The sequence below is a fragment of the Salegentibacter profundi genome, from assembly GCF_054121475.1.
In genome coordinates, this window is sequence record NZ_JBSYGG010000008.1 from 112,324 (window position 1) to 135,900 (window position 23,577).

Below are 23,577 nucleotides of genomic sequence, written 5' to 3' on the forward strand. Positions count from 1 at the left end.
CGCTTATTTCTTTCCTATTCTTATCACATCAGCAAATATTCCAGATGCAGTAACATCCGCTCCGGCTCCAGCGCCTTTAACGATGAGGGGCTGATCCGGATAGCGCTCGGTAAAAAATAAAACGATATTATCACTGCCGCTTAAATTATAAAAAGGATGGTCCTTCCCAACTTCCTGAAGCCCAACCTGGGCTTTACCATTTTCAAGCTGAGCTACATACTTTAGTTGAGCATTATTCTTTTCTGCATTTTCATATATCTCCTTAAAGCTATGCTCATCTTTTTCAAGGAGTTCAAAGAAGGCTTCATTGTCTGGAGAATCCAAAGCCTCCTTTGAGAGGAAATTCTTCTTTTCGATATCCGCAAGCTCCAGTTCTAATCCTGTCTCACGGGCAAGGATAAGGATCTTCCGGGCTACATCTACCCCGCTTAAATCTATTTTGGGATCAGGTTCAGTGTATCCTTCTTTCATGGCCATTTCCACTGTTTTGTAAAACGGCGCACTGGCATCATAATTATTAAATACGAAATTCAAACTACCTGAAAGAACCGCCTGGATCTTTTTGATCCGGTCTCCGGAAGCCACAAGGTTTTTTAAGGTGTCGATAATAGGCAACCCAGCCCCTACATTGGTTTCATATTGGAATGAAGCCCCATACTCCCTGGATAGATCCTGTAGTTCCTGGTAATTCCTATAGTCATCGGCACAGGCAATTTTATTACAGGTGACCACGGAGATGGAATTGGCCAGGTAATGTTTGTACCAGGAAGAGATCGCTGCGCTAGCGGTATTGTCTACAAATACACTATTACGCAAATTCAATTGCTGGACTTTTTTGAAAAACCCACTTTTATCAGCTTTGACGCCTTTTTCCAGGGCCTGCTCCCAGTGCTGCAGGTCTATTCCTTCTTCATTGAAAACCATCTTCCTGGAATTAGAAAGCCCGAGGACCCTCACCTTAAGCCTGAGTTTTTCTAACAGGTAATCCTCCTGCTTTTTAAGTTGGGCCAGCAACTTACCGCCAACATTGCCTACCCCGGTAATAAAGAGGTTAAGTTCTTTAGAAGGCACCTCGAAAAATTGTTCATGCAAAGTATTGAGGGCTTTTTTTACATCTTTCTTAGCGATAACAGCCGATATATTTCGCTCTGAAGATCCCTGGGCTATCGCCCGGATATTAATATTGTTATTGCCCAGAGCACTAAACATCTTTCCACTTAGTCCATGATGACTTTTCATGCGATCACCCACAAGGGCAACTATGGCCACGTTTTCCTCTATACTGACTGGTTTTATTTTTTTATTCTGAATCTCTACTTCAAAAGCTTCGTCCAGGGCTTCCTTGGCAGCCTTGGCCTCATCATCCTTTACAGCCACACAAATACTGTGCTCTGAAGAAGCCTGGGTGATCAACACCACGTTGATATTTTCCTGAAAAAGCACTTCAAAAAAACGCTTGGAAAATCCTGGGATTCCGACCATTCCGCTACCTTCAATATTGAGAAGCTTAATGGAATCTATATGAGTGATCCCGGTAACCCAACGAAAGTTTTCCTTACTGGATTTTGATACAATAGTACCGGGCTCCTCAGGCTTGAACGTATTTTTGATATGAATTTCAATTTGCTTTTCCAGTAAAGGCTGAAGCGTTGGCGGATAGAGGACTTTAGCTCCAAAATGAGAAAGCTCCATGGCCTCTTCATAGGATATTTTATCCAGGGAATATGCCTGGGGAACGATCATAGGATTAGCAGTATACATCCCGTTGACATCGGTATAGATTATTACCTTTTTGGTACCTAGAGCAGCAGAAAAAATCGCTGCGGTAAAATCAGAACCGCCTCGTCCAAGTGTACTTGGTACCCCTTCATCATTTTTTGCAACGAATCCTGGAGCGACAAATAAACCTTTAGGCTTTCCGGCAAAATAATGCTCAATATTCCTATTGGTCTTCACGTAATTCACCTGCACCTTTTCATTGTTATTGCGGCAAACTACAAGTTCACGGGAATCCACATAACTGGTTGTAATTCCTTTGCTTTTGAAATAGGCGTTGATGATCAGTGAGGAGAGAATTTCTCCGAAACCAGATACTACGTGTCTGGTCTTATTGGAGAGCTCATTGAGTAAATACACACCTTCATATAAAGTTTCAAGACGATTAAACTCGGTCTTTACTTTACTTAAAATGGCACTTTGGTCATTTACAGGAATGAGTTCACGTACTGCATCGAGATGCCGTTTTTCATTTTTTTCAAGGATTTTTTTATAGGTGGGATCTTCATTTGCAGCAAGTTCTGCCATCTCCAGCAAATCATTGGTGACACCACCAAAGGCGGAGAATATAGCCAGGGTGGAATCATTTTTAAGATGCTTTTCTACAGTTTGGGCTACCAGTTTTATACGCTGGGGTGTTGCAAGGGAAGATCCCCCGAATTTCAGGACATTCATTTTTGAAATTTTAAATTTAAGAGATAAGTTGTTTAAGAAATGTACAGATGTACTTGTGGCGGAAATTATTAGCAGCATACCCCAAACGGGGTAATACCGGTAATCATAGTAAAAACAACCCGAATTGGGTTAAAAGAAAAGCGCTTATAATAGAAATTACTTTTTGCCATTTAATTCTGCAATATGGTGATAAATGTACAGGTTTTTCTCTGAAAGAAAAACGAAAAGCAAGCTTTAGGGGCAGAAATGCAGATAATTCATAATTAAGGATGTTTTCTGAATTTTTGATAAATAAAAAGGGAGTGAATTATCAATACTTGAATTCAACTCCCTGTATTTAATCTATTTAAATCCCGCTTATATAAGAACCGTAAAGATCTTTAAACTGAATCCCTCGGCTAAAGCGCTGTTTGCTGAGCTTTTTATATTCTACAAGACCCCATAACAAAAATTCCTTCAGAAAATAGCTATCTTTCCCCTCAATCTCTGGTTGATATTTTTTTATCAGTGATTCCAGGGCTGGGACGGAATTCAATTTTTCTTTATAGGCTTTTTCCGGGAGCTCATCGGGAAGCTCAAATTCACTTTGATCAAAGAACCAGGCCACTAAATCATCGTAAGGGCTCTTTTGATCGGGTTTCTGAAGCTTTTCGATCTGCGGAAAATAATCGGGGAAAAGACTTTTTACGGCCTCGCCAATGAGTTGTAAGGCCACAGCCGCTGCTCCTTCCTGCTCCCCTTCATAGACCAGTTCTACTTTGCCAGTAATACTGGGAATGACGCCCATAAAATCGCTGAAACGCACACTGGTTTTAGTTTCTCCGAGCTTCAGGCTTCGGCGCTCCGCTGTACTGAGCAGGTTCTCATATCCTGTAATACTCATCCGCGCACTTATGCCGCTCTTTTCGTCTATAAATTCGCTTTCTCTGGCCTCAAAACTGATCTGTTCCAACAGATCCTTGGCAAGTTCAGGTACATGAACCATCTCTTCCTGCTCCTTATCGAGCCTTGCTTCCTGGCGGGTGATGGTCTTGGCCACTTCAAGGGACTCCGGATAATGGGTAAGGATCTGTGATCCTATCCTATCTTTTAGAGGGGTAACAATACTTCCGCGATTGGTATAGTCTTCAGGATTAGCCGTAAATACAAATTGCATATCCAGAGGCAATCTCAGTTTGAATCCACGGATTTGAATATCACCTTCCTGTAAGATGTTAAATAAAGCGACTTGTATGCGCGCCTGAAGGTCAGGCAACTCATTGATCACAAATATACTGCGGTTGGCCCTTGGGATCATCCCGAAATGGATTACCCGGTCATCGGCGTAAGAAAGTTTCAGGTTAGCCGCTTTTATCGGATCCACATCGCCTATCAAATCGGCAACAGTCACATCTGGAGTAGCCAACTTCTCAAAAAATCGTTCCTCCCTATGCACCCAGGCCACTGGCGTCTGATCCCCTTTCTCCCTGATCAGTTCTTTGGCGTAGCGTGAAATCGGATTTAAAGGATCATCGCTTATCTCTGATCCCTGTACAATGGGCATCCATTCATCCAGTAGATTTACCATCAGCCTGGCCAGCCGGGTCTTTGCCTGACCGCGTAATCCCAGAAGATTAATGTTGTGTTTTGACAGAATGGCGCGCTCGAGTTCCGGGATTACCGTATACTCATAACCATAAATACCCTGGAATGCAGGCTCCCCTTTTTTAATTTTCTCTCTGAGGTTTTGTCTAAGCTCTTCTTTTATACTCCTGCTTTTATACCCGGCTTTCTTCAGTGCACCCAGGCTTGTAATTTCTTCTTTCTTCATAGTCATTTTTAATGGTTTCAGCCTCTAATTCTTTTTTTGCGGTTGGTTTCATAGTCTTCAAAGATCATTTCTCCCAGTCCTTTTAACCCGGTATAAAACGCTTTCCCTTGATTGGCATAAGTAAACTCCCTAACAAACTGCATCAGGTATGGATCCTGTGCGATCATAAAAGTGGTAATCGGGATTTTCAATTTCCTGGCTTGCCGGGCCATATTGTAACATTTATCTATGATAAAAGGATCGAGACCCATGGGATTCTTATAATAAGTGCCATCCTTTTGCCTGATACAGCTCGGTTTACCATCGGTGATCATAAATATCTGTTTGTTGGTATGCCGCTTTCTGCGAAGCAGATCCATGGCCAATTGTAATCCGGCTACCGTATTGGTGTGGTAAGGCCCTACTTTTAGGTATGGAAGGTCCGCAATGGAAACCTGCCAGGCATCATTGCCAAAGACAATAATATCTAAAGTGTCTTTAGGATATCTTGTGGTTATGAGCTCGGCCAGCGCCATAGCAACCTTTTTTGCCGGGGTGATCCGATCCTCCCCATAGAGGATCATACTATGACTGATATCTATCATCAGTACCGTACTCATTTGGGATTTAAAATGAGTTTCCTCCACGACCAGATCATCTTCGGTCATATTGAAGTTTCCAATCCCGTGATGGATCTGGGCATTACGCAAACTCTCTGTCATAGAAATCCGGTCCAGGGAATCGCCGTATTGATAATCCCTGAAGTCACCAGTATGCTCATCTCCTGTCCCCGTATAGCTTGTACGATGATTTCCTGATGTGCCTTTTCTAAGGTTTCCAAATATCTGGTCCAGGGCTTGCTTTCTTATCGCCCGCTCGGTCTTTGCCGTGATGGTCATACCTGCTCCCTCCTCAGATTCCTCTCTTATATAACCTTTCTTTTTAAGATCTTCTACAAAATCATCCAAGGTATAATCCTCTGAAGTAAGCTGGTATTCCTGGTCTAGTTGTTTAAGCCATTCCAGGGCTTCCTCTAGGTCTCCGGAGGTATGGGTAATGAGTTCTTTAAATATTTCAAAGAGATTTTCAAAAGGACTTTTTGCCTGCTCTTCAAATCTTTTGAAAACAAAACCTCTTCCCTGCATATTATCTCGCTGCTTCATACTTTAAAATTACTGCATTTTAAAGACAAACGAAAAGCTCTTAGGATTAACATCAATTAAACTTTTGTTAATAGCGGAAATTCTAAATTATTCTCAGTATAAGCTTTCTTTTGATGTTATTATTTTCTTAAATCCTTTAAATTTTAGAACTTAGTTAGGAGCTTTGAAAAGAAATTGAATTTCTATGAAGAAACTATCGCTTTGTATCCTAAGCCTATTTTTTTGCGTTTTTGCAACCTCACAGGAAAAAAAATCTCCCTATCAAACCGATCTTTTGAAAGACGGAATTTGGATCACTTCAGGGCTTGGACTTAACGCCCTAGGAGTGCTGATGATTCAGAATAAAGCCGGATTAACAGAAGCTGAAGTACAAGCCCTGGATAAAGAGGATATTTGGAAAGTTGACCGGTGGGTGGCTGGTAACTATTCCAAAAAAGACGATGAATTGAGTTACCTGCCTTTTTACGCCTCTTTTGCTCTGCCCATCGCATTTTTGCCAAGTGATGCGGAAAGAAATAACTTTGGGCAAATTTCCGTACTTTACCTGGAAACCATGGCTACCGTTGGCGCTATGTTCACCATAACAGCGGGCGCTGTTCATAAGAGCAGACCGCTGGTTTACAATGAAAATTTACCGATGAAGGAGCGAATGGATAACGATGCACAACGTTCATTTTTTGGAGGCCACGTGGCAGCAACCTCCGCCGCGACCTTTTTCACTGCTAAGGTCTTCCAGGATTTTAATCCCGAATCACCTGCCATTCCTTATGTATGGACTGGCGCAGTAGCCATTCCAGCTTTTGTAAGTTATTTGAGAACAACTAGCGGAAAGCATTTTCTTAGCGATAATCTCATTGGCTTTGTGGTCGGTGCCGCTACGGGTATTCTGGTTCCGGAAATTCACAAAAAATCCAATGAAAACCTAAACCTTTATCCCACAGCTTCTTTTAATATCAATGGCACGGGCTTAAATTCCCGTGGGCTTGCCCTTTCTTATACTTTCTAAGCTATGAATATTACGGACCTCATTATCTTATTTTTTACGGTTTTAATGTTGATCCCAAGCCTGGCATCTGCAACCCGTTTTGACCAGTGGTGGATAAGAGGCTTTGATTTTCCAAGAATCCAAATCTGTTTCCTGATTGGAATTATGCTCCTGATTTCTGTTTTATATTATGACTTTTCTCAAAGCTGGCATTACCTGGCCACTATCTCCCTAATCCTTAGTCTGGGTTACCAGTTCAAACAGATTTATCCCTATACTTATCTGGCTAAAAAACAAGTTTTACAATATAAAGGTCATAATTCAGATTGTTTGGTTTCCGTTTTAGTGAGTAATGTGCTCACTGAAAACAAATCATATCAGAAATTCATCGATTTGGTCCGTGACCGTGACCCCGATATCTTTTTAACCCTCGAATCTGACAAAAAATGGGAAAAGGCCCTGGAGGCACTTGAAGGGGAATATAAGTATAGCAAAAAAATACCGCTGGACAATCTCTATGGAATGCATCTCTATTCAAAGATCGAATTAGAAGATACTGAGGTAAGATACCTGGTCCAGGATGATATTCCTTCTATTCATACTTACTTCCGCTTGGATGATAAATCACGAATTCACTTGCACTGTCTCCATCCCAAGCCCCCCAGTCCCACGGAAAGTAAAACCTCCACCAATAGGGACGCTGAATTACTTATGCTGGGAAGGGATATCAAGACCAATAAAGAAGGGGTGCTGGTCATTGGGGATCTCAATGATGTGGCCTGGTCCCGGACAACACGGTTATTTCAGAAAATGAGTGGACTGCTTGATCCCCGGATAGGCCGTGGTTTTTTTAATACTTTCCATGCCGATTACTGGTTATTGCGATGGCCCCTCGATCACGTTTTCCATACCAATGATTTTACCCTGGTGGATATTGCCCGGGAACGATCAATTGGTTCAGACCATTTCCCGATGTATATAAAACTCAATTATGAACCTCGGGCCGAGATTTTACAGGAAGAACCCAAAGCTGAACAAGAAGAAAAAGAATGGGCAGAGGAAAAAATCCAGGATGCTGATCCGCTGGAAAAGGAAGTTTAAGGCTTTTGAAAAAAATGCCTTATTTCAGTAATATCTTTAATTCTTCTGCAACTCTCATTGGTTATTGGTTTTTCAAGGAATTCCCTTACCATGCAATATTGACTTGCCTTGTCCTTGTCGCGTTGTTCTATAGAGGAGGTCACCATAATAACGTGATACCTTTCTTTGTTAGGTTTGGTTTTTAATTCGTCTAGGAACTCCCAACCATTCATACCGGGCATATTTATATCCAGGAGAATGAGGAATTCCTTATTATTATTTTCGGTATCAATATAATCCAGGGCGGGGACAGCTCGTTTAAAGACCAGAGGACAACTTGAAATGCCGTTGTTCGCCATTAATTTTTTCTGAATAAATACAACTACCTCATCATCATCGATAATAAGAACGCTTAAACTCATAGAGGGTGTAGGATTGGTAGCCTGGGGGCTTATTGATATTTATCTTTCTGTTCTATTTGCAATTTTTCGGATCACTTTATCCAGTTCTTTTGATGAAATTAAGATATTATCCAGAATTTCGGTAATATTTTCTACGTTATCTCGATGATTTTTCAAAAGATCTATCAACCCCATGATACGGGCCAGGGGTGCTCTCACCACATGGGATTGCGTCCAGGCGATTTCACGCAGACGCTCATTACTATCCTCAATAGCTTTAATATAGTTATAACGATCAGTGATATCCTGGATGGACCCTATGATACGTTTTGGATTTCCCGAGCTATCGGTTAAAAGGTAACTGCGATCCAGCACGTATTTGTAACTTCCGTCTGCGCACTTCAGGCGATATTCGGAATGCATTAATTTTCGTTTTTTTTCAACCATTTCCTGCTCCTGGGCTTTGATCCGGCCAAAATCATCCGGATGAATTTTGGAATCCCACCACTTCCCATTGAATTCAATTTTATCTGTGGAATATCCGAAGATTTCAGAAATAGCTTCGTTGAATTCCAGCTGATCACTTTCAATATTATAATCCAGAATTAGATCACTGGTAGCTTTTGCCACGATATCATACCGCTCCAGGCTTTCTCTTAATACCTTTTCCTGATGAATGAACTGGGTGATATCTCTTGAATTGGCCACAAGCCCTGCAACAGCAGGATCATCTCTTAGGTCACTCATAATGGTTTCCAACCATCGCCATTTTCCTTCTCCGTCTTTATACCGATAGGAAGGTAATTGCACTGTTTTCCTATTTCCGACGAATTTCAAGTACTTTTTAATCCTTATTTCGTCATCGGGATGAATGAAATCAAATACATTTCTGCCTTCCATATTTGCAGGTTCCACATCAAGAACATTTTTTACACTGGGACTGATATAAGAATACTGAAGATTCTCATCGATAATGCTTATCATATCCGATCCATCCTGGACCAGCGCTTTAAAACGTTGCTGGCTGTGAAAGAGAGCCTCCTCGGCTTCAATCTTGGCCGTAATGTCTGTAGCCAGGGTTACCCTTGCTGGTCGGTTGTCAAAATAAATTGGATTGGTCTCCACATCCACATACAGATGCTTTCCCTCCTTGGTACGGTGTTTAATTTTAAGGGAGAAAAAATCATCCTTATTTTCACTCCAGGTCTCCTCCCCGACGGTTTCTCCCTTAGCCCAAAGATCCCGAACATTCATTGTTAAAAACTCTCGACGGGAGTACCCATAGAGTTCCATAGCTGCATTATTAACATTCAGAAAATCAAGTGTTTCCCGATCCAGGACCCACATCGGAAGCGGACTGGCATCGAAAAGGTTCCTGTATTTTTTTTCTGATTCCTCTAGTTGACGGTTAATTCTTTTGCGCTCCCGGCTATACTGGATACTTTTAGCCAAAATCGAGGAAGTGATCTCATCTTTTAATAGATAATCTGATACCCCCCAGGAAAGGGTTTTCATTCCAAAATCCTTATCCGCATAACCCGTTAATACAATTACCGCCGAAGCCCTGGTCAGCTCCAACACTTCTTTCACGAGGTTTTCAGGATTTTCCACATCAGGTAAAGATAAATCCAGGAGCACGGCATTATATTCCCTGTCACTGGTAAGCAGTTCCTTCCCAGTTTTAAAGTTTTCTGCTCTTTCAATTTTAAATCCTGAATACTCATCACTCAAGTATTCCTGGATAAGAACGAAATCACCGTAGTTATCTTCTATTACTAAAATCTTTAATACTTCATTCTCCTTAAGCATAGGTTAAGCTTACTGTATCATACTACCGTGGCAAGAAACCGCACGAAAAACAGGTAGTAAAATACTATCAAATTATGGTCTATATTATTTAGGGTAATTATAAAGATACTAATTTTGTTTAGAGATGGTAAAATAGAAGGTGCTCCCTACCTCAGGAATTGACTCCACCCAAATCTTTCCACCCATGTTTTCCACTATCTTTTTGCAGATGGCAAGGCCCAAACCAGTACCGGAATATTGCTGACGGTTGTGCAGGCGTTTAAAGATTTCAAAAATTTTCTGATGAAATTCTTTTTCGATGCCAATGCCATTATCTGCAATCTTAAAAAGCCAATGTTTTTCTTTTTCCGCTACTTCAATTTTTACTTCAGGAGTTTTACCGTATGCCTGATATTTCAATGCATTTGTGATCAAATTGGCCAGGGTTTGCCTTAGTGGAGTTTTTTCCGCAATTACCACCGGCAAATTGGAAAAAATAATTTTAGCATTTTTTTCGTTGATGTTTTCCTGTTGCATTTGAATGATCTCCTCTACAAGTTCGTTGAGATCGATTTTTACCGGATTGTTCTTCAATCTTCCAGCCCGTGAAAACTCCAAAAGATCCAGGATCAATTGTCGCATTCTTAGAGCCCCGTCATGCGCTATTTCAATATACTGCAAAGCTTTATCATCCAGCTGATCCTCATACTTCGATTTTAGTCTATTTAAAAACCCGGTAATCATACGCAAGGGTTCCTGCAGATCATGAGAAGCGATATAAGCAAATTGTTCGAGCTCCTGGTTAGACACTGAAAGTTCCCTGGCTCTTTGTTCTAATTGAGCATTGAGTCTTTCCAGTTCTAGCTTTTGGTCCTTTAATGAAGTGATATTTCTGGCAATGCCAACAAGACCCTTTATATTGCCTTCATTATCGGTTAACGGCACTTTAGTAAGCAATACAGTTTCCTGGCTACCATTTTTATTGACAACAATATCTTCGCGGTTAATGACAGGCCCTTGCGAGCTTATTACCCGATCATTATCTTCCATCAATTCCCGTGCTTTACTTTCCTCATAGTAATCCAAAGGGGTAAGGCCGAGTGCTTCTTTTTCTGACTTCACACCTAGCAAATCCCGATAAAACTTTCTATTGGTCAGAATAGAGCGATGATCAAGATCTTTTACAAAAATATAATCCGGGATGTTATCAATAATAGCCTTAAGCATATTGCGTTCTTCCCGAATATTCTTCTCAGCTTCTACCTGTCTTGTGATATCTTTGGCAATACCATACACGCCGGTAATTTCATTATTCACATAAATAGGAAAATTGGTGACATCCAGCACTTTCGCTGTACCTTCTTTGCCAATAAAACGCGTGGAATACCGCTGAACCTGTCCCCGGGCAGCCCTTTTAGAATGCTCTAACACATCCTGAACATCTCTTTCATCTATAAAAGGGATGAAACTGCTGTTAATAAGCGCTTCCTCTTCCATTTCAGCCAATTGCACGGAGCTCTTATTAACCCTTATGAAATTTCCTTTCAGGTCAAAAGCATATACGGCATCCGGATTATGGTGAAACAGGGATTCAAAAGCCTTGCGATTATTTGCTGCCCGCCTTTCCTGTAGCTTTTTTTCTGAAATATCCAGCACTCCAGTACTGGTTCTTAATTCTCCCCGGTGGTTTTTAAACACCACGGAGTGTACCTCGCATGGGAAGTGCTCCCCATTTTTTCTTATTCCTGTTACTTCATATCTAACCTCATTGTTTAAAGTTCTTAAATTCAGACCATCCAAAAACTCTTCATCTTCCAAAAAGATACCTGATCTTCCCAGTTCCTGGAACTCTTTTGGGCTATATCCGAAAACTTTACAGGCAGTTTTATTCATATCCACTATTTCTCCCGAAGGCTTGCCTAAAAAAATTGCCAGGGAAGAATGCTCTATAACATTCCGGAGCTGATGTTCGACCTCATTAATAATTCCAGAATCCTTTTCTATCACCACACTGAGGGTATCAATGGATCCTTTTTCTGAGATTACCGGGGAAAAACTAAATGCCAGAACATGTTGATTTTGCCTGGCTTCGGTTTCAAAACGGATCAGGTTGCCACCAAATGCAGTTTTTGTGCATTCTCTTATACTTTGATGAAGGTTTTCCGGGAAGTGTCCGAGAAAATCATCGGTTTCATTTTCAGGAAAATTCATCTCTGAAAATAAAGACAAGGCATTCTGGCTAGAGCTTAATACTTTTAGATTGCCGTTTAGAGTAAATATGACGGACGATTTTATCAAGAATTTCCTTTATATGATTAGTTACAAAATGGCCTAAAGAAGACTCACACTCAAAAGAACACCTGCACCATAATTCGGGGAGCTAATGGTATTAAAATCAGCACCAAGCTGCAGACTTATGTCTACAAGATAAGAATAAACCATCACATCGAGATAAGTAGATAGAATATCATGCTGAGGGATATTCCCTCCAGCTTTTGCGCCATAGTTCTTTCGATAACTTCCTAAGAACTTAAAGGGCAATGTTTCAAAGGCGAGGCCAGTTATACCCAGATGATGCGCAATCAACTTATTATTATTAATTCTGAAACGGTTTTCATCTAAGCCTATAAAAGGCATGCCTAAGATCCTGCTTTCATAGGTCCACCCCGACCGATACAGGTTATTATTGAAATAATTATCTGCTCCGTCGGTGGTTGGACTGTTCTTGCTTTGATTGCGGGTATAATAAAGTTCATACATAACAGCATCAATCCATTTTCCGGGGTTTTGATCCTCGAGGTAAATTCCATAACGTCCATCGGGAGTATTGGCAAGAACGCGACCGGAACCATCTTCAAATAAGTGGTTATAAATCAATTCCACGTTATAATTCCTGACTTGAGTTTTAAGTTTTAGCTCATAACTACCTAAATGATTTCCCAGGGCATTAGCCTCCTGGCCACCCACGGTATCTTCCCCTTCTTTTCCCATAAAAACATCCAGGTAATCAGAAAAAGAATCAGGGAGTTGACCAAATTCAGGATGTACTCCACCCCACTGCACAAAATGCTGTAAACCGGCTGAAAATTGAAATCTCTCAGAATGCTTATAAACTACACTGAAGCTTTTGTGGTGTAACCGGGTATCCTGAACATAGCGCTCATCATCCATTAGGTATTCTTCCAAGGCAGCAGTAAATCCTATTCCCCGCTCACCAGAGATAAATACCGGTGCTTTTGTGCGCAATTGAATTCCAGGAAGAGGCCGAGCATTAAGGGACCAGAGTATATTTTCATTGGAAGCACTTAAGCCGCGGTAAAATTCGGCTTTTTGTCTCCTCCCGGCGGTTATCTCTAACCAGGAATTCTGAAAACTGAGATAGCTCTCATCCAACTGAAATTCATCCGTATATCCGTCCTGATAAAGTCCACCAAGGCCTACTTCCAGGAAAGATTCTATTCCCAAACCATAAGATGCTACCCCACTTATCCATCCTGAAAAATTGGTAAGTTCATCAATTCTTCCACGCTGATTACTATGGAGCCAAAAGGGCGATTCCTCATTGGTGTAGATAAGTCCGGAGGTATTAAATTCCGCAGAATAACTTAGGTCCTGTGCAGAATTTTCTGATATAAAAACAAATAAAAAAACAAGAGTAAAGATCAATCTCATATACAAGGGGTTAAAGGCTTACCAAAGATGCTCAAAATGAATTAAAATTCTGTAATTTTACGACTCAAAATTTCCGAAATGATCTCTTTTTTTCAAAAAAAAACATTCTTCGTCGATCTTTTAGAAGGGTTTACCGATTTTCACAATCATTTATTACCCGGTATAGACGATGGCGCTGCAACCCCGGAAGTGTCCCTGGAGATGATTGAAAAATTCAGAAAGTTCGGGGTAAAGAGTTTTGTCTGTACCCCACATATTATGGGTGAATACTACCCTAATACTAAAGAAACCATTGGAAATGCACTGGATAAGTTAAAACCCTTATTGCCAGCAGATATTACAATTTCAGCAGCCGGGGAATATATGATGGATCAGCATTTAATGGATGACCTGGAGGAAGGAGAAAATTTGCTAACCATTACCGGTAATAATGTGTTGGTTGAAATGTCCTACTTTCAGGCACCTATTAATCTAAAAGAGATCTTATTTAAAATTTTAACTAGCGGTCACAAACCTATCCTGGCTCATCCAGAACGTTATGCTTATTTCCATTCCAAAAATCTCGAAAAATATACTGATTTGAAAAATCGGGGCTGTAGCTTTCAAATGAATATGCTCTCCCTTACTTCCCATTACGGCTTAGGAATACAAAAAGCCGCAGGTCAACTCCTGGAGGCTGGAATGATAGATTTTATTTCCAGCGATGCCCACCGTTTAGAACACCTGGTAAAACTTGAGAGAATTAAACTGAATAAAAAACAGGTCCAATTGATTGAACCTATTATTGAAAAAAGCAAAGCTTTATTTACTTAAAGTTTATTATGATTTTTTCTTTCCAAACCATCTTTTCCATCGGCTTTCCTTATCGACACCGTAACCATAACCGTAGCCGTAGGAATAACCATAATTGGCTCCATAAGAGAATTTAGAATAATCGATATCATTTAGCACTACAGCCAGTCCTTTTAATTTCCCCTGCTGTTTTAAATCTTTAGGAAAATCAAGAAGTTTTTTATCTGTATGTTCTGCCCGTACAATATAAAGTGTAGTATCCGCCAACGGACTGATAAGAAGGGTGTCTGTAACTATCATAGTTGGCGCCGTATCTACGATCACAAAATCATAGACCTCACTGGCTCTTTTAAGCAGGTCTTCCATCCGTTCGCTCATAAAAAGCTCTGCCGGGTTTGGCGGTATCGCACCCGACATGATGATATCAACATTCACATCATTTTTAGAAGTGGGCACAATAATGTCATCCATGCCCGCTTCATAATTATGCAGGTAATCAGACAAGCCTTTATCCTCCATAGGTCTATCCGAATATTTATGAAGTTTAGGGTTTCGGATATCCGCACCAATTAAAAGAACCTTTTTATTGGTAGTGGAAAGGGTGCGCGCCAGGTTTGTCGAAACAAAGGTTTTACCTTCACCTTTAATAGTAGAGGTTACAAAGATTATCTCCCCGCGTTCCTTCCCTTTATTTTGAATTAAATAAGCCAGGTTTGTCCTAAGAATCCTAAAAGCTTCCGCAAGAGGCGAGCGATCATTTACACCAATAAGCTCATCCTGATCTGATTTTATACGTGGAAGTTCCCCTAAAAAAGGAATTGTTTTGGTTAAAGGTTGGAGATCTCCCTTATGGTGTACTTTGGTATCAAGGAAATTCTTAATAAAAATTATCAAAATTGGAATAATTAGACCAATCACAAATCCAGCCACCAGTATTAACCAGGGCTTGGGATCAACAGGTTCCTGAATGGTATAGGCAGGGTCCACAACCCGAGCAACTGAGGCTGTTGCCGCAAAGCTAATCGCCGCTTCTTCCCTGCGCTGCAGCAGGAAAAGATACAATTGCTCTTTGATTTGTTGTTGCCGCTCAATACTACGCATTCCCTTTTCCAGTCCCGGGAAATTACTGAATTGGCCCTGGGCTCTATTTTCCCGTTGATTCAGTTCATTAATTCTGACATTTATGGACCTGCGCGTACTTTTTATACTCTCAAAAAGATTTTCTTTCAAACTATCTAACTGGTCCGTAATTGCCTGTACCACCGGATTTTCTGGGGTGGAATTTTTCAGGTAAATATTCCGTTCCATCACCAAACTGTTATAGGAGTTCGTTAATCCTGAAATCCCTCCTTCGCTTATTCCCGCTTCCGGTAATAGCTCATAATTCCCCTGATTCCTCAACAATTCCTCTACCGATTCGATTAATGCCAATTGAGTTTCCAGGTTAAAAATCTCTTGCTCGGCAGCAGTATACTGTGACTGGTACATTCCGGCAGTACTGGATACATCCATCATCCGGTTCTCCCTCTTGAAATCGGCTATTCCTCCTTCCACAGAGTCCAATTCCGTGGTAATCATCTCCAGCCTTTCCTGGATAAATTTTGTAGTATTCTCAGCTACCTCCTGCTTATTCTTTACTCCTTCTTCATTAAATCTTTCCATTAATTTATTGAGAAAGTCTTCGGATTTTTCACTGCTAGGATGGATCATAGATAAAGCTAGCATATCCTTAGCCTGACCCTTTTTCATAATCTGTAATCTGGAAAGATAATCCCTGGCCACATCCGGTACTGGTTTTATTAGAATGTTTACTGTTTTTGTGTTTTTAAACTCTCCCTCCTCATTCCCAGATCTCGGAAGGATAGTGAATTTAGCTCCCTCAAAATTAATGACTTCCCCAATCTTATGAATTTCATTGTAGGATCTACTTTCTTCGACCAGTTTGAATTCCGTATCAGAAACAGGGCTTATAAATAAATTGGCATTTTGTTTATTTATAATACTGTCTGGAGTGATAAACTCAATGCGAATCGGACTGCTTTTATATGCTTCTACCTTGATCACATTCCCCTCTATGAAATAGGAAATATTATGATCTAATTCATTTACTACGCTCTCAATCAGGCTTTTTGATTTCAGTTTTTCTATTTGATTATCAAGACCATCATCACTTAAGGATAAAATGGAACCTCCTCCTGAAGGCAGCGCATTTAAAGCGCTCTTTTCTTCATCATTAACGATGACCAGGGTCGCTTCAGTGCGGTACTTCGGGATGGTATAACGGTTATAGAGATAGGCAACCAAACCTCCAAGAAGTAAGCCCAAAATGATCCACTTCCAATAAGCTAGATACTTATAAATTTCGGTCTTAAGATCAAAATTCGATTCTTCTTGCTCTTCCGTGAAGTCGTTGAATTCTTCCATAAATTTAGAGGCTGTTTATTAGTAGGTACATACTTATAATCGTAGTCCCCAAAGAAATGATTCCTTGGTAACTGGTAAAGAAACCGGCCGATTTCACCGCTCTGTAAGTAGGTTCCACATAAACAATGTCATTTTGCTTTAAATAATAATAAGGATTTTTAAAGACGTCGTTAGCATCAGTAAGATCTACCCGGCCATAAGATTTTACTCCATCATTTTCTCTGATCACTAAAATATTTTGTCTCCTGCCGTCGTAGCTAATATCTCCAACTTCAGCGATCAATTCCGGTAAGGTAATACGCCCGTCACTAACCTCAACTCTTGTCGCTCCGGTTTCTCCCAACACTGTTACCTTAAAATTCACAATTCTAATATCCACTACCGCATCGGTGACAAAATTTCGAATTTCACCTTGAAGTTTCTGCTGGACTTCACTCCTTTTTAACCCAGCGACCTCGATCGCTCCTAAGACGGGAAACTGAATATGACCATCCGGGTCTACCAAATAACCTGAAAGAGACAAATTCTGTCCCCCTCCACCTCCACTCTGTCCCTGGATATCCGGCTGAAAAGGCTTCACTACCTCTTCGTTTATGGAAGAAACCTTAATTCGTAACACATCATTAGGTTCTATAATTGGTTCGTAGTCCATGATATTTTCATAACCTTCTAATTCTTCGATATCATGAAAATAAACGATTTCCTTTTTGGTGGAACAACTAAAAAATAAAGTACTAACTAATAAAAGTAACGGTAATCTTTTCATATAATTTGGGGTAGAGTTTTTATTTGGTAATTACACGTTCTTCTCTATTGTCTAAACGCTCAAAAGAAGAATTATTGCTTTTGAACTCCGGGATGAGATCTTTAAGCTTCTGAACTACTTTATCCGCTTTTAACTTATTGGCAGAAGAAATGATCATTTCAACCTTTTCACTTATCAGTTCGTAATTTCTTACTACTTCTTGCCCGATCATAATTTTTTTATGATGTGTCGGAAGTGTCTTACATTCATCATTGAGTAATTCTTCATATAGCTTTTCGCCTGGCCTTAAGCCGGTGATCTTTACCTTAATGTTTTTATTCGGATCATAACCAGCAAGTTTAATCATTTTAATGGCAAGGTCCATGATTTTCACCGGTTCGCCCATATCAAACACAAAAATCTCGCCGCCTTGACCCATCGTACCCGCTTCCAGGACAAGCTGACAGGCCTCCGGGATGGTCATAAAATAGCGGATAATGTCTGGGTGCGTTATGGTTACCGGGCCACCTCGTTCAATTTGTTTTTTAAACAAAGGTACCACCGAACCATTCGAACCTAATACATTACCAAAGCGGGTGGTGATGAATTTGGTTGGATTTTGATCATTTGATAATTGACTATGATAAAGGGATTGCACATACATCTCTGCAGCCCTTTTAGAGGCTCCCATGACATTACTGGGGTTTACAGCTTTATCGGTGGAGACCATCACAAAATGTCCTGCCTTATATTTTACAGCAAGATCAGCCAGATTCTTTGTTCCCGCAATATTTACAAAAACTGCCTCATGGGGATTCTCTTCCATAAGCGGAACGTGCTTATAAGCAGCCGCATGGTAAATCACATCGATATCATTATTCTGAAACATTAGTTCCAGGCGCTTCCAGTTTCCAACATCACAAATAATAAATTTACAATTTAAGTTGGGAAACTTGGATTCAATTTCGAGTTTAAGGTTATGCAAAGGCGTTTCTGCCTGGTCAAGGATTATAAGCCGTTTGGGATTATAATCGGCCACCTGGCGAACGATCTCGCTACCTATAGAACCTGCTCCGCCGGTAACAAGGATCGTTTTTCCGGTAAGCTGTTCAATTTTGTTCTGAACATCCAACTTAATAGGTTCCCTTTCCAGCAAATCCTCAATCTGCAGGGATTTTACTTTCTGTGCGATAGGTTCCCCCTGGCCCCAACTTGAAACGATCGGGGCGTTATAAACCTTGATATCGTGTTCCAGACAATCCTCCACAATACCGAATTTCTCTTCAGCGCTCAAATGATGTTCTGAAAGAATTATAGCATTGGCCTCCAGGGATTGCACTGCAGTATGAACCTTTCCTGAATGACTCACAACTGGTTTATCTAAAAGCCTTATTCTTCGGTTCAATTTTTCCTGGGTTAAAAAACCTACTACCTTAAATCTTCTTGGGTGTTCAATATCCAGTGCTCCTGCCACTGATATCGCATTTTCATCAGCCCCTATAATTACGGCATTGATCAGTTGCTCATTTTTCTGAACAAGCTTGAAATACTCGTAGACCTGTTTTACCCCTAGTCGGAAAAGAAATAATAAGGAGAAAGCCGCACAAAGATTTATCAATAAACCTCCAATCAAAAAGATCTTTTCTCCTATTACAAAATAGGTAGTATAACTTATAAAAACAAGAGTGAAAAATGAACTCAGTGTAGCCAGAAGCAGCTTCAGGGCGTCAATATTCGAGGAGTAACGTATGATGCCCGCATAGGTTTTAAAAATATAAAAATAAAAGATATGGACTGCAACGATAAGAATTCCTTTATCATAAAAGCTTAAGATTGTATAATACCGGGGAGTAAGATCGATTACGATGAGAACTGTGAATAAGGTAGAAACAGCGACCAATGAAATATCGATAAGGAGGACTGCCCACCTGGGAAGGTAGCGCATATTTCGCAGGTCCAAAGAACTGTCAGCCCCAGATAATATTCTCTTAAGAAGTTTAACTAAATTCTTCATAGTTGTTTATTTCTTAAAGCACTCCTTTACTGCCCGGCTAATCCTGTTTCTATCTTCATCGCTCAGGTTGGATCCTGATGGAAGGCAAAGCCCATTTTCAAAAAGAGCTTCAGCTACACCACTGCCATAATATGGTGATTCCCTGAAAACCGGTTGCATATGCATAGGTTTCCAAAGTGGCCTACTTTCAATATTATTTTCTTCAAGAAATAAACGCAATTTATCCCTGTTTATTCCCCCTGTTAATTTTTCATTTACCTTTATAACACTCAACCAATTGTTGCTAAAATAATCATTATTAGGTACACAATGCACTTCTACTCCATCGATCTCCTTAAACAAATCTACATAAAATTCATGCATTGCTCTTCTTGCGGCAACTCTAGCATCCAGAACTAGCATCTGTCCCCTTCCAATTCCAGCGGAAACATTACTTAAACGGTAATTATAACCAATTTCAGAATGCTGGTAATGTGGGGCTGCATCCCTTGCCTGAGTAGCCAGAAAAATTGCCCTGTCTTTAGCTTTCTGATTTTTAGTAACCAATGCCCCTCCCCCGGAAGTTGTTATGATCTTATTCCCATTAAAGGAAAGAATTGAATATTCACCAAAACTTCCGCATTTCTTCCCTTTATAAGAACTTCCCAAGGCCTCAGCACTATCTTCAATAACCGGAATGTCATAATCTGAGGCGACTTTGTTAATTTCATCTACCTTATATGGTGTTCCATATAAATGAACTGCAATAATTGCCTTAGGTTTTTTACCCTTTGCGATCCGATCTTTTATAGCCCTTTTTAGTTCATCAGGACAAATATTTAAGGTATCTTCTTCGCTATCAATAAACACAGGAGAAGCTCCCAAGTAAGCAACCGGATTAGCGGAAGCTGCAAACGTCATACTCTGACAAAGGACTTCATCCTCTCTCCCCACTCCTAGCTGAATCAAGGCAAGATGCAAGGCTGCTGTACCCGAACTAAGGGCCACTACTTCCCCGATATTTTTATCTTTAGAGAACACATAATTTTTAATATCCTCCTCAAAACCACTAACATTGGGCCCCAGAGGTGCTATCCAATTCTGGTCGAATGCTTTTTTGATAAACTCTTGCTCCTTACCTCCCATATGAGGAGAAGAGAGCCATATTTTGTCATCCTTCATTTAAATACTTTATAATTTTACCCGGATTGCCGACCACCACAGCAAAATCTGGAATATCTTCAATTACAACGGTCCCGGCACCAACGTTAACCCATCTACCTATTTTAACACCTGGAATTACAGAAGCCCCTGCTCCAATTTGGCTTCCTTCTCCAATTGTTACATTCCCAGTTATCACTGCATTCGGAGAAATATGCACAAAGTCATTCAAATGGACATCATGTTCTACTACGGCTCCTGAATTTATGATGCAATGAATTCCAATGGAGGTATCAGCATTGATAATTGCTCCAGGCATCACAACTGTGCCTTCCCCTATTTTTACCTCTTGGGAAATTATAGAAAAAGAATGACTTACGGCCTCCGAAATAACACCATTATACCTTCGGGCTACTAGATTTCTTACAGAATTATCGCCAATTGCTAAGATTGCAGGAGTCCTCAGCATGCTTTCCTGTGGCATATGGGCTACCTTATAACCCATGAAATCCAGGATTGCTGGATTATCATCGAGGATGTAGTCCGGATTGATATTTCTTGATCTTAGAATATCAAATATCACTTTCCCATGTCCGCTTGCGCCGTAGATAATCATTTAATTACGTCCGTTAAAGGCTTCGGTGGTTGCCATATTGACGGTATTAATACCTTCCGAAATTACTACTTTTTTAATTGTCTTAAAGAATATTTTTAAATCCAACCAAAAAGACTGATTTTCAACATACCAGACATCATATTCAAACTTTTTTGTCCAACTAATGGCATTCCTACCATTAACCTGCGCCCAGCCCGTAATCCCGGGTTTCACCTCATGTCTTTTATTTTGCCTTTGAGTATATAAATCTAAATACTCAGGTAATAATGGTCGTGGACCTATAATACTCATATCTCCTTTTAAAACATTCAACAGCTGGGGAATTTCATCGATCGAAGTCTTTCTGACGAATTTTCCTATCCCGGTTAGACGATCGGAATCCGGAAGTAAATTCCCCTGAGAATCCTTCTGGTCAGTCATAGTTTTAAACTTGATAATACTAAATATCTGTCCATGTTTTCCTGGTCTTTTCTGAAAGAAGAATGGTTTACCATTATTGGCCAAAACTAATAAAAGGGTTATAGGCACTAATAACGGACTAAGTATTAATATTGCCGTAAATGCAATCAAGAAGTCAAGAACTGGTTTGATAAAGTGCCTGTACATGAATGGGCTTGAGGTTGTTTTCTCTGGTTAATTTTGCCGTGCAAAATTAGGACTTTATATATTCCTGCTCTAAGGTTTTATATTCCTTTAACAATATTTGCCAAAACTCCTTCCGCTCATAGTATTGGCAAATCTCTTGACGGCTATTAGCGGAGAGCCTGAGACGGTATTCATCATTTTGAGCAATGAGTTCCATAGCATTAAAAAGAGCTCCTTCATCCTTTACGGGAATAATCATCCCGTTCTTTCCTTCCACTATTATTTCATTACAGCCATTAATATTACTCACAATAGAGGCTAAGCCCATTGCTCCAGCCTGCATTACGACATTCGGAAAACCTTCCCGATAGCTGGGAAAAACCAAAACATTGGAAACCGCAAAATAGGGTGTGACATCCACCTGATACCCGGTAGAAAAAATCTTAGTATGTTTACCAATAATTTCCTTACTTTCTTCGGAAAGGGGGTCAAGTTCTTCTTCAAAAGGCCCTACAAGTAAAAGTGAAACATCACTCTTTCTTTCATGTAATCGTTTAAAAGATGTAACTAGTTCATTGATGCCTTTTTCGGAAACCAATCGGCCAATGAAGATAAAAACAAGATCGTTTTCTGGGATTTTTAAATCCTGACGGATTTTTAATTTATCTTCTGCTGAAAAAAGTGATGGATCAAAATATGAGGTGTCAATCCCATTTGAACTTCCTTTTCCAAGCACTTTTAACTTTTCCTCTTCGATAAATCCCTCCTTCAGAATTATTTCTTTTAATCCTCTGGAGTTCGGATAAACCCTAGTAGCAAGCTTGTAGGTGAATTTTTCAACAAGATCAAGCAATTTTCTTTTATTTCCCGTAGTTTCCATTAAGGGCAACCCGGCTACGGTATGTAGTCTTAGAGGTACTCCGACCAGTTTAGCCGCCAACATTCCAACAATACCCGCTTTTGGGGTATGAGTATGGACTATTAAGGGCTTTTCTTTTTTAAAATAATTATATAATTTCCACACGGCCTTTATATCCATAAGGGGTGTAATTGCCCTGGTCATTTCTACCCAAAATGTATTCACCCCATTATCCCTGCCATATTTCTCCAACCTATCTTTTTCGGCTGAAACAGCCGTTACCTGGTAATGCTGATTCATATAACTAAGCTGGCCCTCCAGAAGTTTCTCCAGGGAGAGAGGGATGGTAGTGATACGGATGAGTTTTTTGGGCATAGGCTAAAATTACACCGCAAAACTAACCTTTTTTAAAACTAATTATCTGAAAGTAGTGTTAATGAAATAAGGTCATACTCGCGTATGACCTTATAAAAACTTTATTTCTTAATTCCTATTTATCAGACACTACAGTTAATGTCAATTCCACTGAATCACTACACTCACCATCGGTAACTGTGTAGGTGCTCGTATAATCCCCTAGTTTCTCAATTCCTTCTCTGGACTTATAGAGATCAATTAAAAAAGGTATGCTTGGATCAAAAGTACCATCCTTAGGCACAGAGGATCCTAATAAGCTTTTATAAAGATTAATAACCTCATAAGTAACTAAATTAGGTAATTCAGTTTGAGAAATATCCATCGAATTATCTGGACCTGCATCATAATTTTCACATGGATCTGATACCGTTCCCGGAACCACGGTAAGTGTTAATTCAACAGAATCGGTACAATCTCCGTCATTTATTGTGTAAGTAGTGGTGTAATCCCCTAGTTTCTCAATTCCTTCTCTGGATTTATAGAGATCAATTAAAGAAGGAATACTGGGATCAAATGTACCATCCTTAGGCACAGAGGATCCTAATAAACTTTTATAAAGATTAATCACCTCATAAGTATCTAAATTAGGTAATTCAGTTTGAGAAATATCCATCGAATTATCTGGACCTGCATCATAATTTTCACATGGATCTGAT

18 protein-coding genes are annotated in these 23,577 nt (G+C 40.1%); 3 read left to right on the top strand and 15 right to left on the bottom strand.

Annotated features, from left to right (window positions below; genetic code table 11):
• Positions 1–3: 3 nt before the first annotated feature.
• The 3 genes from thrA to ACW6NC_RS11490 all read right to left on the bottom strand — a co-directional run bounded on the left by thrA (position 4) and on the right by ACW6NC_RS11490 (position 5,403).
• Positions 4–2,451 carry a bifunctional aspartate kinase/homoserine dehydrogenase I gene (gene thrA, locus ACW6NC_RS11480; RefSeq protein ID WP_457866173.1) on the bottom strand — a complete coding sequence of 816 codons (2,448 nt, stop codon included), beginning with the start codon at positions 2,449–2,451 and terminating at the stop codon, positions 4–6.
• A gap of 346 nt (positions 2,452–2,797) precedes the next feature.
• Positions 2,798–4,261 carry a magnesium chelatase gene (locus ACW6NC_RS11485; protein WP_457866174.1) on the bottom strand — a complete coding sequence of 488 codons (1,464 nt, stop codon included), beginning with the start codon at positions 4,259–4,261 and terminating at the stop codon, positions 2,798–2,800.
• A 17-nt stretch (positions 4,262–4,278) separates the two neighbouring features.
• Positions 4,279–5,403, bottom strand: a complete 1,125-nt coding sequence (locus tag ACW6NC_RS11490) for a vWA domain-containing protein (protein ID WP_457866176.1) — start codon at positions 5,401–5,403, stop codon at positions 4,279–4,281.
• 184 nt (positions 5,404–5,587) lie between these two features.
• Between ACW6NC_RS11490 and ACW6NC_RS11495 the strand changes: the two genes are divergently transcribed.
• Together ACW6NC_RS11495 and ACW6NC_RS11500 are read left to right on the top strand one after the other, a co-directional pair.
• Positions 5,588–6,409 carry a phosphatase PAP2 family protein gene (locus ACW6NC_RS11495; protein WP_457866178.1) on the top strand — a complete coding sequence of 274 codons (822 nt, stop codon included), beginning with the start codon at positions 5,588–5,590 and terminating at the stop codon, positions 6,407–6,409.
• A 3-nt stretch (positions 6,410–6,412) separates the two neighbouring features.
• Complete coding sequence (locus ACW6NC_RS11500; protein WP_457866180.1) at positions 6,413–7,489, top strand: endonuclease/exonuclease/phosphatase family protein; 1,077 nt, start codon at positions 6,413–6,415, stop codon at positions 7,487–7,489.
• On the opposite strand, the gene ACW6NC_RS11505 is transcribed toward ACW6NC_RS11500, so the two are convergent.
• The 4 genes from ACW6NC_RS11505 to ACW6NC_RS11520 form a co-directional block, all read right to left on the bottom strand.
• Positions 7,486–7,890, bottom strand: coding sequence for a response regulator (locus ACW6NC_RS11505; RefSeq protein ID WP_457866182.1), 405 nt, complete (start codon positions 7,888–7,890; stop codon positions 7,486–7,488). The two genes, ACW6NC_RS11500 and ACW6NC_RS11505, sit on opposite strands and share 4 nt — an antisense overlap.
• A gap of 39 nt (positions 7,891–7,929) precedes the next feature.
• Positions 7,930–9,678 carry a PAS domain S-box protein gene (locus ACW6NC_RS11510; RefSeq protein ID WP_457866183.1) on the bottom strand — a complete coding sequence of 583 codons (1,749 nt, stop codon included), beginning with the start codon at positions 9,676–9,678 and terminating at the stop codon, positions 7,930–7,932.
• A gap of 108 nt (positions 9,679–9,786) precedes the next feature.
• Complete coding sequence (locus ACW6NC_RS11515) at positions 9,787–11,868, bottom strand: PAS domain-containing sensor histidine kinase (protein ID WP_457866185.1); 2,082 nt, start codon at positions 11,866–11,868, stop codon at positions 9,787–9,789.
• 120 nt (positions 11,869–11,988) lie between these two features.
• Positions 11,989–13,329, bottom strand: coding sequence for a capsule assembly Wzi family protein (locus tag ACW6NC_RS11520; protein WP_457866186.1), 1,341 nt, complete (start codon positions 13,327–13,329; stop codon positions 11,989–11,991).
• A 78-nt stretch (positions 13,330–13,407) separates the two neighbouring features.
• Here ACW6NC_RS11520 and ACW6NC_RS11525 point away from each other — a divergent pair, with 78 nt between their 5' ends.
• Complete coding sequence (locus ACW6NC_RS11525; RefSeq protein ID WP_457866187.1) at positions 13,408–14,142, top strand: tyrosine-protein phosphatase; 735 nt, start codon at positions 13,408–13,410, stop codon at positions 14,140–14,142.
• Between the two features lie 6 nt (positions 14,143–14,148).
• On the opposite strand, the gene ACW6NC_RS11530 is transcribed toward ACW6NC_RS11525, so the two are convergent.
• From ACW6NC_RS11530 to ACW6NC_RS11565, 8 genes are all read right to left on the bottom strand, one after another.
• Positions 14,149–16,545, bottom strand: a complete 2,397-nt coding sequence (locus ACW6NC_RS11530; RefSeq protein ID WP_457866189.1) for a GumC family protein — start codon at positions 16,543–16,545, stop codon at positions 14,149–14,151.
• A 4-nt stretch (positions 16,546–16,549) separates the two neighbouring features.
• Complete coding sequence (locus tag ACW6NC_RS11535; RefSeq protein ID WP_457866190.1) at positions 16,550–17,311, bottom strand: polysaccharide biosynthesis/export family protein; 762 nt, start codon at positions 17,309–17,311, stop codon at positions 16,550–16,552.
• A gap of 19 nt (positions 17,312–17,330) precedes the next feature.
• Positions 17,331–19,304: a polysaccharide biosynthesis protein gene (locus ACW6NC_RS11540; protein ID WP_457866192.1), complete on the bottom strand. Its 1,974-nt coding sequence runs from the start codon at positions 19,302–19,304 to the stop codon at positions 17,331–17,333.
• Positions 19,305–19,310: 6 nt separating this feature from the next.
• Positions 19,311–20,465: a DegT/DnrJ/EryC1/StrS family aminotransferase gene (locus ACW6NC_RS11545; protein WP_457866194.1), complete on the bottom strand. Its 1,155-nt coding sequence runs from the start codon at positions 20,463–20,465 to the stop codon at positions 19,311–19,313.
• Positions 20,455–21,060, bottom strand: coding sequence for an acetyltransferase (locus ACW6NC_RS11550; RefSeq protein ID WP_457866195.1), 606 nt, complete (start codon positions 21,058–21,060; stop codon positions 20,455–20,457). The genes ACW6NC_RS11545 and ACW6NC_RS11550 overlap by 11 nt, the downstream gene beginning before the upstream one ends.
• Positions 21,061–21,666, bottom strand: a complete 606-nt coding sequence (locus ACW6NC_RS11555; RefSeq protein WP_457866197.1) for a sugar transferase — start codon at positions 21,664–21,666, stop codon at positions 21,061–21,063. It lies immediately after the preceding gene.
• 46 nt (positions 21,667–21,712) lie between these two features.
• Positions 21,713–22,879, bottom strand: coding sequence for a glycosyltransferase family 4 protein (locus ACW6NC_RS11560; protein WP_457866198.1), 1,167 nt, complete (start codon positions 22,877–22,879; stop codon positions 21,713–21,715).
• Positions 22,880–22,994: 115 nt separating this feature from the next.
• Positions 22,995–23,577 (bottom strand): hypothetical protein (locus ACW6NC_RS11565; RefSeq protein ID WP_457866200.1); only part of this gene is annotated, 583 nt, incomplete at its 5' end.

Coding starts and splice junctions, on each gene's coding strand:
- ACW6NC_RS11550 (WP_457866195.1), bottom strand. CDS start 21,060: ATGATTATCTACGGCGCAAGCGGACATGGGAAAGTGATATTTGATATT.
- ACW6NC_RS11560 (WP_457866198.1), bottom strand. CDS start 22,879: ATGCCCAAAAAACTCATCCGTATCACTACCATCCCTCTCTCCCTGGAG.
- ACW6NC_RS11510 (WP_457866183.1), bottom strand. CDS start 9,678: ATGCTTAAGGAGAATGAAGTATTAAAGATTTTAGTAATAGAAGATAAC.
- ACW6NC_RS11500 (WP_457866180.1), top strand. CDS start 6,413: ATGAATATTACGGACCTCATTATCTTATTTTTTACGGTTTTAATGTTG.
- ACW6NC_RS11520 (WP_457866186.1), bottom strand. CDS start 13,329: ATGAGATTGATCTTTACTCTTGTTTTTTTATTTGTTTTTATATCAGAA.
- ACW6NC_RS11525 (WP_457866187.1), top strand. CDS start 13,408: ATGATCTCTTTTTTTCAAAAAAAAACATTCTTCGTCGATCTTTTAGAA.
- thrA (WP_457866173.1), bottom strand. CDS start 2,451: ATGAATGTCCTGAAATTCGGGGGATCTTCCCTTGCAACACCCCAGCGT.
- ACW6NC_RS11535 (WP_457866190.1), bottom strand. CDS start 17,311: ATGAAAAGATTACCGTTACTTTTATTAGTTAGTACTTTATTTTTTAGT.
- ACW6NC_RS11515 (WP_457866185.1), bottom strand. CDS start 11,868: ATGAATTTTCCTGAAAATGAAACCGATGATTTTCTCGGACACTTCCCG.
- ACW6NC_RS11495 (WP_457866178.1), top strand. CDS start 5,588: ATGAAGAAACTATCGCTTTGTATCCTAAGCCTATTTTTTTGCGTTTTT.
- ACW6NC_RS11490 (WP_457866176.1), bottom strand. CDS start 5,403: ATGAAGCAGCGAGATAATATGCAGGGAAGAGGTTTTGTTTTCAAAAGA.
- ACW6NC_RS11540 (WP_457866192.1), bottom strand. CDS start 19,304: ATGAAGAATTTAGTTAAACTTCTTAAGAGAATATTATCTGGGGCTGAC.
- ACW6NC_RS11555 (WP_457866197.1), bottom strand. CDS start 21,666: ATGTACAGGCACTTTATCAAACCAGTTCTTGACTTCTTGATTGCATTT.
- ACW6NC_RS11485 (WP_457866174.1), bottom strand. CDS start 4,261: ATGAAGAAAGAAGAAATTACAAGCCTGGGTGCACTGAAGAAAGCCGGG.
- ACW6NC_RS11545 (WP_457866194.1), bottom strand. CDS start 20,465: ATGAAGGATGACAAAATATGGCTCTCTTCTCCTCATATGGGAGGTAAG.
- ACW6NC_RS11505 (WP_457866182.1), bottom strand. CDS start 7,890: ATGAGTTTAAGCGTTCTTATTATCGATGATGATGAGGTAGTTGTATTT.
- ACW6NC_RS11530 (WP_457866189.1), bottom strand. CDS start 16,545: ATGGAAGAATTCAACGACTTCACGGAAGAGCAAGAAGAATCGAATTTT.